Consider the following 18,928-nt stretch of genomic DNA (forward strand, 5'->3'; position numbering starts at 1 on the left):
CCATCTCATGGCGGTTCAATTTTTATGAAACAAGGAATTTGGCTCGTGGATGTTCATTTGCCCATAAACTCTGGCACTCAGACTATTTTTTACTCTGCAATATCAAGACTTCATCGCTTCATTGGCCTTGTGTTAATCACACTTTCCAGACCGAAGCCCAGCCTGTTCCACTTCGATTTTTTAGGTGAACATTAAAATGCAGCGACTTTTCAGTCCCACTTCAAGATTAGCCTTCGCCCTACGTCCGGCGATTCCCGCACTCACTTTCGGAATGCTGCTAGCGGCAGGTGCTGGCATGACGACACTAGGTGCACTCTGGTGCATGATTCAACTTATTGCTGGCCATCATTCGCTATGGTTAGCGGGGGCGCTCATATTTGGGGTCGTGTCAGCGTTGCTATCAGCTGGCGCATCTTGGGTTAACCACAATGCTGAGGCGCAATTTTCTGGAAGATTAAGGCGTCATGTTGCAGCGCATCTTGTCAGGTTGCCACCAAGTACCTTGGCAAAATATAAGGGCGAAAAGTTAAAGCGATTAATGGTCGATGACATAGCGTCATTGCATCATATGATCGCGCATTTACCCTCTGAGCTAGCGACCTTTATCATTGTCCCTGCTATCACTATTGGTTTGCTGATCTTAAGTGCGGGCTTAGTGGCATTACTTGCCCTTATCCCAGGTCTAGTCGCCGCACTTTTCTATTTGGTGGTGATCCCAAGGCTTGCTGCAAAACAGGGGGAAGCACGAGTCAATGTGATGGGAAATATCACTGCAGCAGTAGATGACTACGCCCGTGGTGCGCCTGTATTTCGCATTTATGGCGCACAAACTGGTGCTATGGCCGACTACCAAAAGGCAACGACACATTTTATTGGGGATATTCTTGAGCGGGTAAGCAAGGTATCCACTTCAGTCGCCGTGGCCACATCACTACTGCAGGCTGTCTGTACTTTTGCCATTGTCTATGCCATCGGGTATGAATGGCCCCCAGAAAACCTTGCTGCCGCCTTGTTCTTCAGTCTGGCCATAGTCACGCCAGCCCTAAAGCTCGGGCATGGGCTTGATTATCTCGCCACGGGCCGCGCTGCCGCTCAGCGGCTAACGGATTTTCTTGAGCAATCGAGAGTTCCTGTTGGTAACGGCAATATTGAGCTTAATACACCTATGCCGCTCACCCTCACGAATGTTGTGCCTTCACTGTCTATAAGCAATCAATCTGTGCCCATTAACTATCAATTTAGATCTGACAGAGTGACGGCAGTTACAGGGATCAGTGGTGTTGGCAAATCCACATTACTGCGCTTATTAGCTGGCATGGAGCCGCTAAATGCCGGAGATATTCGACTCGCTGGTATGGCACTCAAAGAGATGGATGAAACCTCGATTAATCGCGCGATCATGCTATTGCCGCAAGGTGCGGGACTACTGGCAACCTCCATCGCCGACAATCTCGCACTCACCGCACCTGATGCCACGGATGAGGATTACTTAGCAGCATTACACTGCGCTCAATTGGATAAATCCTTAACTACTCATGCAAACACCTTGTCTGGTGGTGAAATACAACGGGTTAATCTTGCCCGTGTGTTTCTTTCACCCGCTCGCGTGATATTGCTTGATGAACCCACATCGGCCCTAGACAGCGAAACGGCATTGAACGTGTTCACAGCGCTAAGCCATCACGCAAAAACAAACCACAAAACGATTGTGATGATCACCCATGACTTAACGCTTTCTGAGCTGGCGGATGACAAGCTCACACTCAAGCATTATCACATGGAAGGAGAAGGCCAATGATAAATCGTCCCCAAGATTACGCCGCCATAAAACACTTAATACCTGTTGCCTGCGGTTGGGCTGTGGCGGCCATATTGGAAGCGGCATGCTACATTCAACTGGCTTTAGCCATTATTGAGCAGCAATCACCACAAATAGTGCTATTCATTGCCGCGATAACCATACTCACCACAATACTGGCTTCGCGTTCAGGTTTTTGGGCTGGCGCAAGGCTGGCCAATGCGCTCTACAGTGCCTTAGGCACAACCATGCAACAAGCTAAGCTCTCTTGGTTTACAGCCAGTGTCAGGACACTACTCATAGAAACCGTCTCTCGGAGTATTCCTGGCTTTATGAGTATTCCGGCACATCAATTTCAGGTCTTTATTCATGCACCGCTTATTCCGCTCTGCATTACTTTCGGCATCGGATTGATCGGTGGCATACCACTGGTAATGATGTTGGCTAGCTTGTTGCTCATATCATTTGTGATTCAGAGTATGGCGCAACGGGCCCTTGCCCGCGCAGATATGGACCGAAACAACGCTGAATTGGCAGCAGATCAGTCAACCCTTGAACTGATCGACCACCTAGAGTTACTGCGCACAGCAGCAGGATATAGCGGCGCAACAACACGATTGGAGCAAAACTGGCAAACACAAGAAATCGCACTGGAACGAACTAATCGCGCCGCCGCTATAGCAACATTACTGTCGGCTATCGCCAGCTTTTTACCTATTGCAGGCATGGCACTCTACCTAGTGCTATCCGGTATAAACAATACGACAATGCTGCTCGCTGTTTTGATGTTGACCATGCGCGCGGCGGCGCCACTTGAAACTCTCGCCGTGGCGGCAATAAGCATTAATGATCAGTTAGCGGCTATTAAACACTATCGACAAGCGACTCATGCGCCAACGCTCAAAGAGCCAAGCCAAGCGCAACAAAAGACACCGAACAATCATACAATCGAACTGAATAACGTAACATTTCCTCCTGCGGTGCAAAATATCAATGCCACTATCGAGCCAGGTGAACGCGTGCTGATTTGTGGCCCGAGCGGTTCAGGTAAAACCAGCTTACTTAAGTTATTGATGCGCTTTGATGATCCCACCCTAGGCCTGATCACTTTGGGCAAGGTGTCACTCACGTCAATCCCCGCTGTTGAACTTGCCCACTTTTTCGCCTATGTGCCACAGGATCCACTCATCTTTACAGGCACCATTGCCAGCAATATTCGTATCGGTAACCCTGATGCCGACGATCAAGCCATAGATAAAATTGCACGCCAAGTCGCACTAGATGAAGTGTTAGATAGATCAGAACAGGGCATTTACCAAGAAGTCGGCTTGCAAGGCGCAGGGTTATCGGGAGGGGAACGCCAAAGGCTTGCCTTAGCACGTGCGCTTATCAAAAATGCGCCAATTCTGATAATGGATGAGGCCACCTCGGCATTGGATGAGGAGACAGAAAAGCGCGTAGCCAAGGCTATTTGTGAACAGAGTTGTACATTGGTTTTAGTTTCGCACCGAAACCAATCACTTTGGCAGCCAACCAAGATAATAGAATTTCATCAATCAGTTGCCTCAAAGTAGGATCGGCTTTCTACGCATTAAAAAACTGAATTACAGATATCTGACACAGATTACAGTGATTAATTTGTCGTTACAGACCAACATCTCAATGAGCAATAACTGCAGCCGAAATGACATGAATCATTTCGACTGCAGTTATTGCTCGTGCAAAGGAAGATGAGCATCGCTGTAGAACCGACCAAGCCTTGTTGGCATAACGCTCACTGAATCAAAGCATAAATACTCGAGCTTCCTCTCGCTTTTGAGCTTTAAAATCCCTCAAATTATCAGCTACCCGTTAATAAACTAGTAACCATATTTTGCGACAGGGTGCCAGTTTTTATTAACATCCTCTTCAATAAACTTTTGTTTTTCTTTGATTAAATCCGATTCAACTAACCCTATCGCTTGATGGGCCTTTTCCTTAGTACTGATATCTGGATAACTAACTTGAGTCACGTTAAGTTGCTTCAATATTCCAGCGAGCAGATGACGTGCTTCGTTCGCTTGTTCGATGGCTTTATCTAAAAGCTGTTTACCTTCTTGTGGATTATGTGCATACAAACCATGTGAAGACATGGCAAAGTCCCAGCGCCACTGACTGTGTCGTATCGCCATAATTGGCTCATTCATATTCTCCCATTTAGCACCTGCATCCCATGCCGCTTTGGCTTCATAGTGGGCTTTGACGAGCAGAGCTTCAACTTCGCGGGCTTTGGTCTCAATCGTTAATTTATTAGCCGCGAGCTTGGTTTCAATTTTGGTTTTACTGCTATGGCAGCCACTGCAACTGTTATCAAAATGCGGTAAGGCTTTATCAACTTTATGGCTAGTAAATTCAACACCTTTTGCATCCTGCTGGGTAGGCATATGGCAGGTAATGCAAGTGACACCGACTTCGGCATGTTTACTGCGACTCCAGTGTTCAAACTCAGGATGACGTGCTTTGAGTATGGGCGTTTTCGAAAGAGGATGGATCCATTCGAAGAAGCGGCGAGTGTCATAATATTTTTCAATATCATCTGCGGTGCTGCCAAAAATCCAGGGAATATTAACAACATTACTTTTTTCCGGACGAAAATAGTAAGTGACATGACATTGACCACATACCTGCGCACCTTGCATATCGGTATCTTGTTTATCGAATGGCAGGTGAATTTTAGCCATAGCCTCTTGGGCATGGGGACGAGGTAAAGTTAACTTATTAGTGCCAGATTCATGGCAATCACTGCAATACACTACGCTTTGGATCTCTTTACCCAGATCGGTAAAGTTTTTAGCGGAGTATCCTTCAAATCCCAGTTGTTCAATCAATCTAGGGGCATCCGGTGTCTTGCAGGTCCAACAACTGGCGGATAATCCTTTCTCTCCTGCTTTAGGGGGGACACCTGTACGTAAAGTATGCGTCACATCAGCAACGGCAAAATGGTGCCCACGTGGGCTATGGTACTCTTTGGCATAGGAAGATCCTGCCCAGAGTATGATGCTGGCGGGATAATTGGCGAGCATATCCTCGCGTTCAACTTGTTCAGAGGTGGCTTGCCAAGATTGATATTGGTTAGGATATTTTTGTTGATTGCTAGTATCGGAAGCCGCTACAGATGCACATGTAGTTATGACGAGCAAGCAAATCATTTTTAGCAATATAACTGTTTTTAAATAAATTTTCACTTTGTATCCTTTTGTCCTAACATCAATATTAACCTGGGCGCCCATCGATACGGGGGCGAGAAAGTATCGGCAAGTAATGCCATACAAACAGTGCAAATGCGATAAACCAGCAACTGCCAGCCAACCATAACCAGACTTGGGTGTGGGCCGGAAACCAGATGGGCATTAATGCCCTGAGCAGTGCCGCTAATGGTAGGCAGATAAATGCCAAGATCATTTTCGGGCCCTCATAAATATTTCGACTTGTGTGCCCGAGTGACACTCTGGAAATCATCGAAAGACACAGGGTAGCCATACAACCAATAGCAAATAGGTGAAGCAGACTGCGATAGGCATATTCATTATCGAGATACCAACTCATGGCTAACAGGCTGAGTGGCAACATTAAATAGGCAAGATGCAAGGACCACAGCATAGGTTCTTTCAGTGTTTTATGGGGTAACCAGCGTGCAAATCGGACCAGCTGCAAGAGCCCTGCAATGAGCAGTAAGCCTCGCTCGACTTCCAGAGGTATAAGGTGGATGAGTGATTGAATGACGAGCAAGATCATTGTCAGGATCAGCGGGTATTCAATCCAAGTTAAGGGTTCTGCTTTGGTGGCCTTAATGCGCATCGCGGTAAAGAATGGAATGACACGCCCACCGACTATGGTGATAAGTAAGGCTAACCACCATAACATCGCCTGCCAGATCTGGTTGGCAAGGATAAAATCGCGTTCAAATAAAGCGTAATAGCTGACATTGTTAATCACGAGTGCGGCAAACAACATGAGCGGAAAACCAATATTGCGCCATTGCTTCACCTTATAAATGCAGCGCCATAGAGTAAGGCTTGCCATACCAAGGAACAAGGAATCAAACAAGGCGGGCAAAATGAGCGGAACTTGCATTGGGAGTAAGAGTAATAATCGTGCCAGTAACCAGCAGCTAAAGGTCAATGCGAGTGGCCATCCCTTTAATGTGGGTTGGTTGGTCCAATTTTGAACGGCAGTCAGCAAAAATCCACACACAATTGCCATAGCGAAACCGAACAGCATTTCATGTGGATGCCACCATAGCGGCAATATCTTGCTCCAAAAGGATGAAGGGAAAAAGCTATATTGGGGAGTAAACCAAGTTAATAGCCACAAAGGGATATATAGCGCAGCTAATATGGCTCCCCCAAGGAAAAAAGGTCTAAAGCCTAAGCGCCATAACGCGTGAGTACGTTCGGTTTGTGTAGGATCATCAATATTTAGCATAGTTGTTAGCCGAGTTGCAGAACGATGATGAACACACTTAAGATGCATTCAATATAGTCCTTATATTGTACTGTTATGACCTTCAATTCAAACTAAATCTTAGATTTTGGAACTAAGCTCCCAAAGATGAACAAAAAATAAAGTGTCGTGGAATAATCATTTCTGACGGCTAATAGGCTTAATCAATGTACTGCGGGTTCATGACGGACAAAGGTTCAATGCAAACTTTTACACAGGTAACGGCACAAACAGTCACACATTGGTAAATTTTAGATGGGAGAAATACCGTTTTGATTTAAATAACCGTGGTTTTATCGGCCTATCTTATTTCGAACACAGCCAAGACTTTGATAGCACAGGCAGCTCAATTTATAACGGCGATAACAGTTGCAGATGATTATGTGGTAACTCGCTTTAGCATCGATTATCAGGCTAGAAACTGACGGATTAGTGACTTCGCCAACAACCTATTTGATGAACAAGCATTGACAGGAAATAACCTACAAGTCGCAGTTATGTGGAGGGTTACGACAAAAAAATGGAAATAGTACCGGCAATTGGTAGCGTTAAAAAATGGCGAGTTATTCAATCCAAGCAAAATCATTTTTTACGCTTTATTCAACACAAAATAAAACGGCTCGCATATTTCTATGCAAGCCGTTGTTTTATTTGGCAGGGGTGGCAGGACTCGAACCCGCAACCATCGGTTTTGGAGATAGTAATTTAAAATATAAAAATCAATCAGATAAGAATTTTTTTAGAAAGTTAAACTCGAAAAAACATCTAATAAGCACATGATTCTTGATGTTTTACATTATAAATTTCTAACTATTTTAATCACAGAAAAGGATATCTATTCGCACTCACTTAGCTATCACACTCTTATAGGATTAGACGACTAACCTCAATATGCTCTTCCTCTAACTCGTTTTTGGACATTTCTGAGTTAAGAATTGGTTGTATCTCGGATTACCAAATGTATGGCACATCAAGCCCATCAGCCTTCTGGATTAATCTTCTTCACAAAGCAGCTTATATTTCCGTTTGGCATTTCTTACCTGTAGGTCATCAACCAGCTTATCAAATGGAATATCAAAAGCGGCATTCACAAAAGCGGCAATGGCTTGGTTCGATAATTCAAAATCATCAGGTATTTTAAAGCAGCAAGAGTCTCCATCATTTTCTTTAGAAAACTGCACTGTTCTTAATATTGCCCTGATTTGATCAGCACTAGATGGGCGCTCGGTTCTAGTGAGAATCAGATCTAGTTCTGAACTCGTCTCAATTGAGGCATTTTGAGCATCAATCCCAAGTTGAGTGACTATTTGACTAATGGATGGGTAATACCTTAGGTCATATGGGCCAACAGTATTTCTCAACGATTCTTTTAAATAACTTTCAAACATGTAATTTGATTGTCCTGCATCTTCTATAAGTTTGAATAGAGCATAGTGAGTGTTGCTTGTAAATGAAGTTTTTTCATGTAGTTGAGTTCTCTTATCCAGTTGTTCAGCGAGTTCAAATGCAAGCTTGGAAATGTTGTCATTAATCGCTTTCAACTCTTTGGGGGCCGTTCTAACTTCCTCTACTTCACTCTCATTTCCTAATGCCACTGCGTCAATTACAAGGTCAATGAATCTATTCATTTGAGGAATTGTTAGGGTTTGATACATCACCTTTACATGTGGCTCAAGTTCTGAATACCGTTCTATAAGTCTCTTAATTACTGCATAGTCAGAACGGTGCCTTTTCCCCTCGGCGGCCTCCTTTTTCTGTCCCCCTAAATACTCAAATGCGTTAAGCTCTGTAAATTCACCCATCATAATATTCTCCGATCTTGTTAACTGGTGTTTTGCAAAGCTAATCGATCCCGAACCTAAAGTACCAATCTGAGTTAAATATTTTTTTAGCGAACTGAGATTGGAAATCTCAATCGCCACTGTTACTCAGGCCACTAAAAGCACTACATCAACGAATCGAATTGCTCCCAACACTATATGCGGAAATTGATGAGATGATCTGATCCAGTAATAGTGGACACTCTGTATCATTACTAAAAGTGGTTCTATCAAATTTGGGGCTAAAGCTTGTTCACCCGAAGCCACGCAAACAGACTGGTTTTGGCGTGTGATTCACTCTTCCCCAGATTGATTCACTAGCTCAATTTTGGACATTTCCGAGTTAAAGCCTTATCTCTAACTCGTCAGTTTCGGATAAAAATTTCTATGGATTAACACCCAATTAAGGTGTGAAGCACGCTACTACAACATTTGATTAGATCACCGTAAACACTGAACTAGACCCAAACCCCAAGCGTGCTGAATCACTCTTAAATTGATTGTTAGAAATTTGAGTGCGCATTCACTAAATCAATAAGCAGTAAATCAAGCAAGCTAGACAACCATTTCACTTCTATTTCTTCTTTGGTATTTGAAGTTAAGCGGAAACTTGAGTCAACGTTCTCAGCATGAACAGACTTATTACGCACAAAATACATATACTTAATACACAATGTTGCGGCCAGGTGTGAATTATTAAGTGTTTTGTTTTCAATATGATGATTTAGGTGTGCCTCTACATCGTTATAAAAACCGCTATCTTTTAAGAATTTTTCACGTACTGCCAAAGTGCTCTGATTAATTTCAGCTAAACGATGGTCCTCATTTGCGATGACAAAATTCTTAAATTTCTCTGTTTGTTTTAAAGTAGAAAAGTTATTGTGAATAAACTTAACCCAACGAACTTTGTCTCGAATTCCAGTTGCCGTTAGTTTACTTACAACATCAAAAGTCAGAGGGTAAAGTTCAGGATGATTGATCAAGTGATTTCGAACAAACACCTGACGATTGAACTCATTGTCTTCATTTGAAACTTGTCGATACAGTGCATTGAAAGACTTCCATTTCCTTTCAAAAGAGTCATAAGGACTCTCTGAACAAAACGACTTTACTAAATGCGTTAATGCAATTAAATATGAATGTCCCTTGGGGCTTTCTTCGAAAATAACCTCTAATTCATCAGCTTTTAACTTCTTCAAAAGTGAAAGGTTATCATTATTCTCAAATATCTGATTAACATCATTACTTTTAACAATTAACTTGTCTTTAATGACATTGTCATAAATATAATTAGTCTGAATTTTCTTAATTTTGTTGGCTTTTCCTACACAACAGTAGTAATAGACTAATGATTTAATAATTTGTGTATACAGGGCACTGTTGTGGTTATCATAGATGCCTTTGATATCAACTTTATTGCTCCTATCAGCAACGATTACGATTTTATCATCGGCAATCGTCAGTTCATCCTTGTAAGACTTAGAAAAAGGATAAGGAACCTCTCCCCAAAATAGCGAATTCCTCTCTTCGGATAAGAACTCAATCGTAATTACATATCTATGCTTTCTAGCCATTTACACCATATTCCAAATAAAATTTCTAACATTTTATTAGTTCGTATGCGCGTTTAACACGTTGAACCAGTGAAAACGCGCACAGTTAACTACCTGTATATAATGAACTTATCAGCATTCTGTTAAATACACCATCTGGAAAAACGCGCATGCGCGTTTTTCAAACCTATGTTCTAATTCATTATTTTATAGGTGTATGATTTTAAAGATATTTACTTATGCATGAATGTGAAAACACGCAAGAAGTTAGGATGGAAATCGTCATTTTTAGAATATAACTGTGTGCTTATCCAGCCTTTAGGCATCGGTAGGAATTGCAACATTTGAGTTATAAGGATGAAAATTTCTAGGCTAGAAAGTCTGGTTTTGACTGCACCACAGACAACTTGTTAACTCATTTTGGGGCAAGAACAGTTGCACAAAATTGTTTACAGGGTTGCTCTACCCAGATAACTGCGATGAACCTTAATTATAAATAGTCATCGTTGAGTTAGCAAAAAAATAATTTTATAAGGATAGCAATACATGCGTTATCTATTGTGGGCACATAAAGTTAGTCGAGAAATTTCAACCAATTCAGCCTACTTTGAGCGGCAATAGGCATCGCCGAATTTTCACTGCTCATTTTTATCTGTTCCGCTAATTGCTGCTTTAAGCTTTCATCAACGGGGGCCGATTGTTTCACCAGCGCGATTCCATAATCGATCTGCGATCGACTGAGCGTATTCCACCCGTATATTTTACTGTTGCGTTCGAAGTTTTGATCCCAATCATCCAATAAGTTGGTGTAGCCAAACGTAACCTGATACATGATGTAAGCATCCAATAGCACGAATGACGGAACCCTAGGCATTAATGAATACAGTCGGTTGATACGCTCAAGGTTGTCTGGTGAAAGGGGCAGACAAAGCGTCGCCTTAATCACGTCAGCAATAGCTTTTTGGCACTGAGGATTGTCCTCAATTCCATTCGCCAAGTCTCTGTTTGACATGCGATCGAAAGAGGCAGCTATTGATTCCAGTAGGCGCGCATTATCAGGTAAGGAAGGGCTTTTGCTATATTCCACAGCAAAAGTTTCGATACTCAGCTCTATCCACTCTAAATTGTAACTTAAAGAAGGGTTTTCCATTTGGGTGAATTTGAGTTTTTCCACACACAAATCTCGAGTGAAAGGCCAATAACTAAAATCTATTTCTTGACTCATACTTAGGATCCTAATTGTACCCTTCTTGATTGGGAGTCTTGAGGGAAGTGCATGTCAACGTTGAACTCAACTTGTTGAGTCACTTTCTAAACCGAATCAAAATCAATGCTAAAATCACCGTTTGACTGGAGAGTGAATATGGCTCTATTCCAAGTATTATGCCCATGCTCGGTAGTAATTTGATGAAGTTCTTCAAAAGCTTTATAGGCATCATAGCTAACTACAAAGTCATGCTCACTATCTGAGTCATCTTTTTTGTACACGCACTCAAATTCACCCGCGTCTTCTTCTCGATAAAATACAACAATGGCACTACTCCATTGATCATCTATCGCATCAACGATGTCTTGAGCGATAGTAAGGTAGAGATCATCTACGGTCATTTTTGTTCAATTCTCTGGTCGATTATAAAAGAATTTTACTTTGCTTTTGCCATTAGTCCAATATCTGACTGCGAAAGCATCAGGTCGATTACTGTCTCTACCATAGAGGGGCAAGATATCGACTTTTACGTCTTTAGGAGGGACGGCTTTTAAAGCGTTTCGCCATTCATTCTCCATTTTTACCCAGGCGCTGCGGTTGAGGTTGGAATCCATTGGGAGATAGTTGATCTGTTCTCCCGCGCCTGAGAAGGTCGATGCAACCAAGTGACCGCCATCATCACGGGGAAGAGCGTCTTTGATGCCGCCTGTTTTACTGGATTTTGATTGTTGATAGGTGCTTCTATCTCTTGTTTTAAGCTCCAATTTACCACTGACTCGATTAACACGACCATTAGCATCTGTCTTATACGTATGATCACCAACTTTGTAGCTTTGGTTTGATTCAAGCTTCGTATTGAGCTGTTTATTCCAACTGCCTTTTTGGCCTGGCGCGAGTGTAACTACATTACCCGAATCTTTTACACTCGTTGGCGCCACCTCTTGCTTAATCTGACGTTGGCTATCAACTTCTATCGTAGAGTGCTTACCTGCCATAAAGCTTTTCTGCAAGACGAGAGCTTCACTTGGATGTGAATGAATGGCTTGCATTATCGCCTGGCCTGATTGATCGGAGACAGGATGGTTATCATCAGCCAAACTCAATGTCATGCCACTGGAGTCTATCAATACTGATGGACTGCTTGCGCTCAACTGTTGGGGCACAACTCGAAAGTCAAACAGCCCAGTTGCATTGAGCCTCTCATGGATTGGTTGCTCGACATCAGGACTAAGAGAAAGACCAATGGACACCATGGTCGCGTTGAGCGTTTGGATATGCTCCCGATACTGTTGCATTTCATCTGGGTTCGAGGTCACATCGGGCTCTAACTTCGCGTAGAGATCTTGATACAAGTGCTCGAGAAGGAGTCTTTTCAAATGCGGCGGTAAACGATGCCAACCGATTAAATGTAACAGTGTCATAATACTGTTGAGATCATTCAGACTCACCTTGCTTGAGAGTGCTCGAATGAGTCTCGAAATCTCTTGCAAACGTTGTTTGTTTAAATTTTCTCCTGTACTACGGGGGTAGGTAATATAACCCATAGCTATTCAACTGTCTTATACAGTTTAGTAACTAGACCACCAACACGCTCTGAATGCTTATCTTGCGAATAAAGCGTATTGGGGTCCGTCCATGTCATCTCGTTGACCTTAACTCTTTCTTCATATCCGAACAGATCTTCGTAAACCATAAGTATAGGAATATCTGCAGATAGATACCCGTTTTCTACATCCTGCAAGGTGCTTGAAAGTGCCCCATTCCACTCGAAGGTTCCGACATTACCCAAATGTGCCTTTAGAATCTCGTGAACTATTTGACCTGTTTGGGTCACGGACACCTCATCGACATTGGTATTGATATCTATCAAGGAGGAGTCTTTCATTAACGTACTTAGAATATGTTCAATTGTGGAAGGACGTGCTATCCCATACAGTTCCATCTGCTCAATTAACTCATCCAAACGAAGTGCAGGAAATGCTACCTCCTCGCCTTCCAAGGTGATCACAAAATCCCCCCGTTCGATAGCGTCTAAGTCATGTTTCGTCAATGACGGCTCTAGCTTAGGTTTAATCCGATTATCTTGAAACAGTTCTCCTTCCCACCATCCTGATTGAGTCACTGACTCGACTTCAAACACTATTGGGACCTGACCATTTTCACTATTGAAAGTGAACTCTAAGGTTTGCTTGATGGTTTCCGCATTTCCCATCTTTTCAGCTTCTTCCATGTGCAAAATCAGCTCAAACAACGCTTTCATCTTTGGATCGCTGATTTCATCCAACACATCAGGGCTCAAGACACTAATGTCATCATGTGCACTGTTCATCAAACATTATCTCCAATATACAAGCGCTGAAGTAAGGCCATGGTCAAACTCGGGGGAAATTTATAGTTGAGGTAGGCATATCGTAACAATCCCGCTGTCGAACGATTGGGTGGAGAGTAAGAGTTGAGTTTGCTCTCAAACTTATTAAAGCTGTACCGTTCCGGATCACTCACCATCGAGGTAATATTTTTGTCTTTTAATTGATTCTTAAATTTGATCACATCATTAGGTGACATGTTGCTCAGTCGCCCTTGTATCTTTCTGCCATTCACGCTTAGGGTCACGTTAATAGACGTTGAGCGTACTCGCTCCGCTTCCATTTTTTGCTTGCTCAATAAGTCGAGCACCGCGGCTTTGACACGGCCCATCCCAATCGCTTTCTTATTCTTTAGAGACGCATGCTGTTGGATTACAGCATACATTCGCTGAGCAACCCACTTATCAATAATGTCACGACTGATTTCTGCAGAAACCATGCTTAAATCAAAGTCTCTCGGATTGTCCTTGGCCACACTAACATGTTCTTGGGTTATGGCATTGAGCGGGACACGGATCATTTTACGCGCGAGTTCGGGGGCTATTTTTTTCGTATGTTGGAACAAGTGCCAAGCGATGGTCTCGCCAACATTGTCATTATCAGTTGCGAGTAAAATACTCTTCACTTTCGGGCCTTCGGTGAGAATTGAGTCCAAAGCCTGTATGCCATTGTTGTTTAAACCATAGTCGGGCAACAATTGTCGTCGAGCCGTCTCTATATTGTCCTCTTGCAACCCAGATTTGGTGACAGCACCATTGGTTGGGTAGACGACATATTCTTGCCCAAGCATCCGTGACAGTACACTCACCTTGCCTTTCGCTTCGACGATAAATAGGTGTTTAGGGAACAGACGTTTACCATGTTGGTTAAGGTAAAGCCCTAGAAACTGGACAGAGTTGCTCGAACCTTTGGACGCTCGCGGATCGAATGAAACTTGGTTTAAGTGGTACAACTTAGGGCAAATTACGGCGATAAACGATTTCTTTGCTCTTGAGACCGCAACATTGAGTAAGAAGGGTTGCTTCTCAAAGAACAGTCGTGCGCTATCACAGTGTGTCTGTACGCCAGAAAATATTACGATGTCTTTTTCCGCGCCTTGTAACTTATGAATAGTATCGATCGTCGTGTCTTTGATTTCACACTCAGGAATTACGTGACCGTGTGCCTCATTGGTTTTATACAATGCATCGCGAATCGCTTTGGGCTGTTTATTGAAGGGGGTTACGATCGCAAGCATGGAAGCGAGCGCAGGCAGAGCATCTCCCTTTTTCAATAGCTCTTGCCAACTTCGATAACGGAAAACCACCATTTCAGCGATGAGGTTGGCTTCCTGATAATTAACCTTGGATTTCTTTCCTTCTCCGGCTTCCGAAGACCCAGGCGTTTCCACGTAAGCCATAGCAGGTAGATCTTCTGGGTCGACTTCTTTATCATTGCTTGGCAGGTAGAACAATTTATTGTCATAAACCATTTGATTACAATAATCGATGATTTTTTGAAAACAACGGTAATGCCCCCTCAACATAAAGCCTGCACCTTGGTAGGAGTACGTTGACGCATGCATGACCAAATGCAATAAACTCCCAGAGGTCGGTGTGAAACCAAGCTCTATCAAGCGTGTAATTTGCTTAGCGCTGTACCCTTCCTTTAACCAAGCACTGTAGTCATCATAGGCTGAGATATCTTTCTTGTTATCAATCACTGGCTCTAATTGGCTGATGTCTCCAACACTGATCAATTTTCTACACAGCGACATGGAAGGGAGACCTAAACGAATATCGGCCTGTCCTGACTCATCGGTGATCAGCAAGTCTATCCCGCCGTACACAAAAGAACGCTGTATGGCCCCTGGTGTATAGCTTTTGATCTGCAGTAACTTAGGCAGCATATGAAGGGTTGAGATGATAACAGGCGTGACCATACAGATACGCCTTAACCCTTCAATAATGTTCTCTTCTGTTTGAGCAAACAGAACTGATTTTCTCAGTGATAAGAGGTATTCCGCTTCCCAATACCTAGCCGCGATGTGAAACAATAACGGTCGATACGAGGTATCAAGAAGGTGTTCAATGTAGATATCTACCGTTACGCCGTGTAATTTCTCGACATATTCCACTTCTGAAATGGCTTCATCTCTAATACGTTCGCGATTTAAACGTGCAACAATATCCAGATAGCCTCGACTGGTTTTGTCCATTTGTAACCAAGCTGAAAACTCTTCTCTAACCGTGACGAAATATGGCAAGGAATAATAAGTCTCAGAGATTGGGAACAAAGCTTTAGGCTCAAAATGTCCTGCTCTAATTTGAGCCACGCAGTGCTTCGCCACAGCAAGCATCTCTGTACTTTTCTCGGTTAAGTACTTATGCAGATAATGTTTCGCTTGTTCTATATCGTCAATGTATGGGTGCCCCAACTTTTGGCAATACAGCTGTAATTTGGCCAAATAGTACGTTTCATGCTCTGGCAAGGATTTGAGGTGATTGAGCTCCTCACATACACTTGTCCAACCAAAGACAAAGGGTCTCTCTTTACCAAAAGATTCAATCACTGGCGTTTTGACTTTTTCTTCTTCCGTGAATTTTTTTAACGCATCATTGGAAGCTAAAAAGCTACCGTAGTTATTGATCTTGGGTAGCCAGCGTTGGTACAAAATGAAGTCGTCATCGTCATCATGTAATACGTCAGGAAAGGCGGAGACGACATTTTTCACTGATTGGTTCGTTGCACCCGCAGCAACGATGATCGGGCACGGTCTTCCCTCTAGAGCTGCGAGGACACTTTCTTGAGCAATGACCGCTTTTAACATGGATGTCTTACCACTGCCAGGAGGGCCACTTACTGCCAAAATATGACCCAACTCGGGGTGTTGGGCCTCACAAGCACCAAGATGTCGAGCCATGATAGCCGCATGACGTTGTGTATTATCTAATGGAAACAGCTCACGCGCTTTTTTCGGATCGCCCCCCCCCGTTTTTGTGTCCATATGCCCCATGATGGGACTCGAGCCTATGTGGCCACTGTACCAACCCGTTTGAGCCTCAAGAAACTGGGTTGATAACGTCTGCGAACAACTGACGCCTTCGAGTGTAGCGAGTAACTTTTTTAGAGGAGTATGCTGCCAATCCTCCGCCCTGTCGGCAAGCAGACCTTGGTATAGATTCGAGATATGCGTTAACGAACCTTCAGAATCAAGGACCGACGAAATGCTAAACTGGACAGTTAAGTCAATATTGCCCAATTGCCCACTGATTGACTTGGTCAATTCCTGTAAGCTACTGACCTCGCAGGTATGATAAAAAAGCTCCTTTGCCTCTTTTAACCAAGACTTTAAGGTCCCCAGTTGATAATAGGCCGCTACATTTTCTAAGGCATTCGATGAGCTAGCCAAGATCAGCTCAGGCTTACTCTCATTGTGTTCACCTAACAGATACTCTGGGTTAATTTGAATCGGCTTGATAGGGTTTGGGTGGAGAAAGAAACCGCTTTTGTCGTTTGGAATATCGATTTTGACCGGAATGGCCAACAACAAGTAGCCTCGACTCTCACCGCGCTTGACCATCTCCAAAATCAAATAACTGGAACCATTTGGCGTTGGCAACTTTTTCGAAGTGAGTTTCTGACTTAAATCCTTGTCCCATTCTTCGATTGAGTCAGGAAGTATGAGCCTTGTTCGTTCAGTGTTCTTTAACACTTCGATGTTGTTATATGACGTTAAGGCGTAAAGACATTTTAGAGCATTCATTGGCGAAGCTTACCGGAAAGGATTTCTTTCACATTGTTGAATTGACCGATTACCTGGATCTTACAAGCGTACTGGTAACATTCAGGCTCTGATATCGTTAATAACTGATGGCTATAGTCTTTGAATTGAAAGGTCCGCTTTTTATCTAAAGACATTAAGTGGTAAACATGGACTGTTTTGTTTGCTTTAGATTTCTCATCATAATACGTAAATGCTTGGCTGGCTTCCTCGCAGACGAATATAAGCTCTTCGATATAGATGCTCCTTTGTCCAAACAGGCCGCGCTCACCATCATCAATGACTTCACAGTTATCAGCGAGCCACCCTTGCTGCCCCTCGGTAAACAGTTCAAGAAGTTCGAGTCTTGCTTTACCCCGGATCAAAGCTCCAGCACCTATTTGGGTTATTCCCTGTAATTTCAGCAGAGGTGCGGGTATAAAAATCATATGCGCGACATTCTGTGAGATGACTTGACAAACTAAGTGGTTTCGCAATGCGTAACGATCGAGTTCTCTGTAGACTTTACCGAAAGGGGAATCTTTCTCTTGACTATAGACATACCAATCATGCGCCGCTTTGCCCTCAAACGGGACCAGATCTTGATGGTTATGATTCGGGACGAGCGCAATGGGATCCTTCGACTTTATTTTCCATTCTGGCGCAGACTTTTTGTTTTTCTTAAAATCGTATAAACTGACTCTATCCAAAGCTCCTTTTTCGATATAATCAATGACACTTTGAGCAAACAGCTCCGACTGTTTGATGATGAACTGATTTCCATCAAAGGGTTGTGTTTTAAATACTAAGTTTTTGATCTTGTTATGAATAAAGCTGCGTTCATAGGTAATAAACCCTTCGTAATTGGTACAAGTCGAAGACATAATCCCAAGATAGAGCTGCCCTTTTTCTTTTTCTAAGGTGACCTTGAGCATCCCTTCAACGATATCATCACAAGTTAACTTGTCGCACTCAATACCTAAACGCTGTAGCTCATTTTGCCAAGCGATCGCGCGGAAGGTCACTCCTAACGTCTCAAAAGTAAAATAGTACTTGTCACCATCACTGTTAAGAAAATAAAAGCAGTGCCCTATTTTTTGCGCCTCTAGCTTTTGAGCGAGCTCGTCCTTTGCTTGCTTTAAACATACCGTTGACCTATGGTTTTCGTGGTCAAACTTGAGCGTCACATTGTCTATCTCACAAGACTCCGTGACTACGAGAAAATCATCGATTAAAAAGCTGGGAAACTCAGTATATAGACGCTGACCATCGTCACTACAAAACCAAGCTCTGTACCATTTGATGTTCGTTTTGGCCGACTTGACAGTGATGTTGTATAAGTAACCCGTTAACTGCGTCGGCTTTGCTTTGGACTCAACCACCTCAAGCTTGAATCCTTTATCATCTCTTAAGAAGCTTATCCCTACCAACGAATTGTGAGAAACGCAGTAACGGAGTTTTCGGTAGTTTTCATCTGACTCGGAAACGATTCTCAGTAATTCTTTTCCATGCGTATCTGAGCAAGAAATTTGAGGTGATTTGTCACCACGATACGAGACTCTTACCATGATCGGCTGTTTGAAATCGCTAAACTCTACTGGAATGAGCTGTTGAATAAAGTGAGGACCTTCAGGCGCCCCTTTGACTAATGCGATGTATTCTCGCTCCACTATAGGGGGCGCGTAGAAGTGGTTTTCCGTTAAGCTCTTTTTGCCAATGTATGCCGTAATGACGCCATCTTTGCCCTCAATCTTTGAGAACAAAGTACCATTAGCATTCCTGCTTAATTTTATGTGGTTGTACTGTAAAGACAAAACCGCTCCATTGAATCGCCACTGATATCGTCGACACTTTGTAGAATTACTAAAATTAAGTCAACAGGCCAGTACCAACCAGAGCTAGTTCAGTCATACGAAACAAGAAATTGAGCAAAATTTAGCCAACAGGTTTGGATGCTAAT

General features: G+C 43.0%; 12 protein-coding genes. 2 read left to right on the top strand and 10 right to left on the bottom strand.

Annotation, left to right across the window (positions count from 1 at the left end):
- Positions 1-196: 196 nt before the first annotated feature.
- Both GWI56_RS17485 and GWI56_RS17490 read left to right on the top strand, forming a co-directional pair.
- Positions 197-1,798 carry an ABC transporter ATP-binding protein gene (locus GWI56_RS17485; protein ID WP_198573626.1) on the top strand — a complete coding sequence of 534 codons (1,602 nt, stop codon included), beginning with the start codon at positions 197-199 and terminating at the stop codon, positions 1,796-1,798.
- Complete coding sequence (locus GWI56_RS17490; protein WP_198573627.1) at positions 1,795-3,372, top strand: ABC transporter ATP-binding protein; 1,578 nt, start codon at positions 1,795-1,797, stop codon at positions 3,370-3,372. Before GWI56_RS17485 ends, GWI56_RS17490 begins: the two co-directional genes overlap by 4 nt.
- Positions 3,373-3,657: 285 nt before the next feature.
- Here GWI56_RS17490 and GWI56_RS17495 read toward each other — a convergent pair whose 3' ends face one another.
- From GWI56_RS17495 to GWI56_RS17540, 10 genes are all read right to left on the bottom strand, one after another.
- A complete protein-coding gene (locus GWI56_RS17495) occupies positions 3,658-5,067 on the bottom strand; it encodes an ammonia-forming cytochrome c nitrite reductase subunit c552 (protein ID WP_198573664.1) in 1,410 nt (469 codons plus the stop codon).
- The gene (locus GWI56_RS17500; protein WP_198573628.1) at positions 5,051-6,262 is read right to left on the bottom strand and encodes an NnrS family protein; all 1,212 of its coding nucleotides are present in this window, start codon (positions 6,260-6,262) and stop codon (positions 5,051-5,053) included. Before GWI56_RS17500 ends, GWI56_RS17495 begins: the two co-directional genes overlap by 17 nt.
- Positions 6,263-7,272: 1,010 nt before the next feature.
- Positions 7,273-8,202, bottom strand: a complete 930-nt coding sequence (locus GWI56_RS17505) for a hypothetical protein (protein ID WP_347339148.1) — start codon at positions 8,200-8,202, stop codon at positions 7,273-7,275.
- Positions 8,203-8,603: 401 nt separating this feature from the next.
- Positions 8,604-9,674, bottom strand: coding sequence for a hypothetical protein (locus GWI56_RS17510; protein ID WP_198573629.1), 1,071 nt, complete (start codon positions 9,672-9,674; stop codon positions 8,604-8,606).
- 553 nt (positions 9,675-10,227) lie between these two features.
- Positions 10,228-10,878: a hypothetical protein gene (locus GWI56_RS17515; RefSeq protein ID WP_198573630.1), complete on the bottom strand. Its 651-nt coding sequence runs from the start codon at positions 10,876-10,878 to the stop codon at positions 10,228-10,230.
- A gap of 86 nt (positions 10,879-10,964) precedes the next feature.
- Positions 10,965-11,261, bottom strand: coding sequence for an immunity protein YezG family protein (locus GWI56_RS17520; protein WP_198573631.1), 297 nt, complete (start codon positions 11,259-11,261; stop codon positions 10,965-10,967).
- A gap of 6 nt (positions 11,262-11,267) precedes the next feature.
- On the bottom strand, positions 11,268-12,404 hold the full coding sequence (locus GWI56_RS17525) for a DNA/RNA non-specific endonuclease (protein WP_198573632.1): 1,137 nt from the start codon (positions 12,402-12,404) through the stop codon (positions 11,268-11,270).
- A gap of 2 nt (positions 12,405-12,406) precedes the next feature.
- Complete coding sequence (locus tag GWI56_RS17530; protein ID WP_242068437.1) at positions 12,407-13,189, bottom strand: DNA topoisomerase; 783 nt, start codon at positions 13,187-13,189, stop codon at positions 12,407-12,409.
- Entirely contained in the window at positions 13,189-16,971 is a 3,783-nt protein-coding gene (locus tag GWI56_RS17535; RefSeq protein WP_198573634.1) for an AAA domain-containing protein, read from the bottom strand. The genes GWI56_RS17530 and GWI56_RS17535 overlap by 1 nt, the downstream gene beginning before the upstream one ends.
- The gene (locus GWI56_RS17540; RefSeq protein WP_198573635.1) at positions 16,968-18,782 is read right to left on the bottom strand and encodes a hypothetical protein; all 1,815 of its coding nucleotides are present in this window, start codon (positions 18,780-18,782) and stop codon (positions 16,968-16,970) included. The genes GWI56_RS17535 and GWI56_RS17540 overlap by 4 nt, the downstream gene beginning before the upstream one ends.
- Positions 18,783-18,928: the final 146 nt, after the last annotated feature.

Source organism: Shewanella sp. DW31, assembly GCF_015767295.1.
Taxonomy (GTDB): domain Bacteria; phylum Pseudomonadota; class Gammaproteobacteria; order Enterobacterales; family Shewanellaceae; genus Shewanella; species Shewanella oncorhynchi.

What these genes read in the sequence shown, in the direction of transcription:
- GWI56_RS17485 (WP_198573626.1), top strand. Translation starts at nt 197, where the DNA reads ATGCAGCGACTTTTCAGTCCCACTTCAAGATTAGCCTTCGCCCTACGT.
- GWI56_RS17490 (WP_198573627.1), top strand. Translation starts at nt 1,795, where the DNA reads ATGATAAATCGTCCCCAAGATTACGCCGCCATAAAACACTTAATACCT.
- GWI56_RS17495 (WP_198573664.1), bottom strand. Translation starts at nt 5,067, where the DNA reads ATGGGCGCCCAGGTTAATATTGATGTTAGGACAAAAGGATACAAAGTG.
- GWI56_RS17500 (WP_198573628.1), bottom strand. Translation starts at nt 6,262, where the DNA reads ATGCTAAATATTGATGATCCTACACAAACCGAACGTACTCACGCGTTA.
- GWI56_RS17510 (WP_198573629.1), bottom strand. Translation starts at nt 9,674, where the DNA reads ATGGCTAGAAAGCATAGATATGTAATTACGATTGAGTTCTTATCCGAA.
- GWI56_RS17515 (WP_198573630.1), bottom strand. Translation starts at nt 10,878, where the DNA reads ATGAGTCAAGAAATAGATTTTAGTTATTGGCCTTTCACTCGAGATTTG.
- GWI56_RS17520 (WP_198573631.1), bottom strand. Translation starts at nt 11,261, where the DNA reads ATGACCGTAGATGATCTCTACCTTACTATCGCTCAAGACATCGTTGAT.
- GWI56_RS17525 (WP_198573632.1), bottom strand. Translation starts at nt 12,404, where the DNA reads ATGGGTTATATTACCTACCCCCGTAGTACAGGAGAAAATTTAAACAAA.
- GWI56_RS17530 (WP_242068437.1), bottom strand. Translation starts at nt 13,189, where the DNA reads ATGAACAGTGCACATGATGACATTAGTGTCTTGAGCCCTGATGTGTTG.
- GWI56_RS17535 (WP_198573634.1), bottom strand. Translation starts at nt 16,971, where the DNA reads ATGAATGCTCTAAAATGTCTTTACGCCTTAACGTCATATAACAACATC.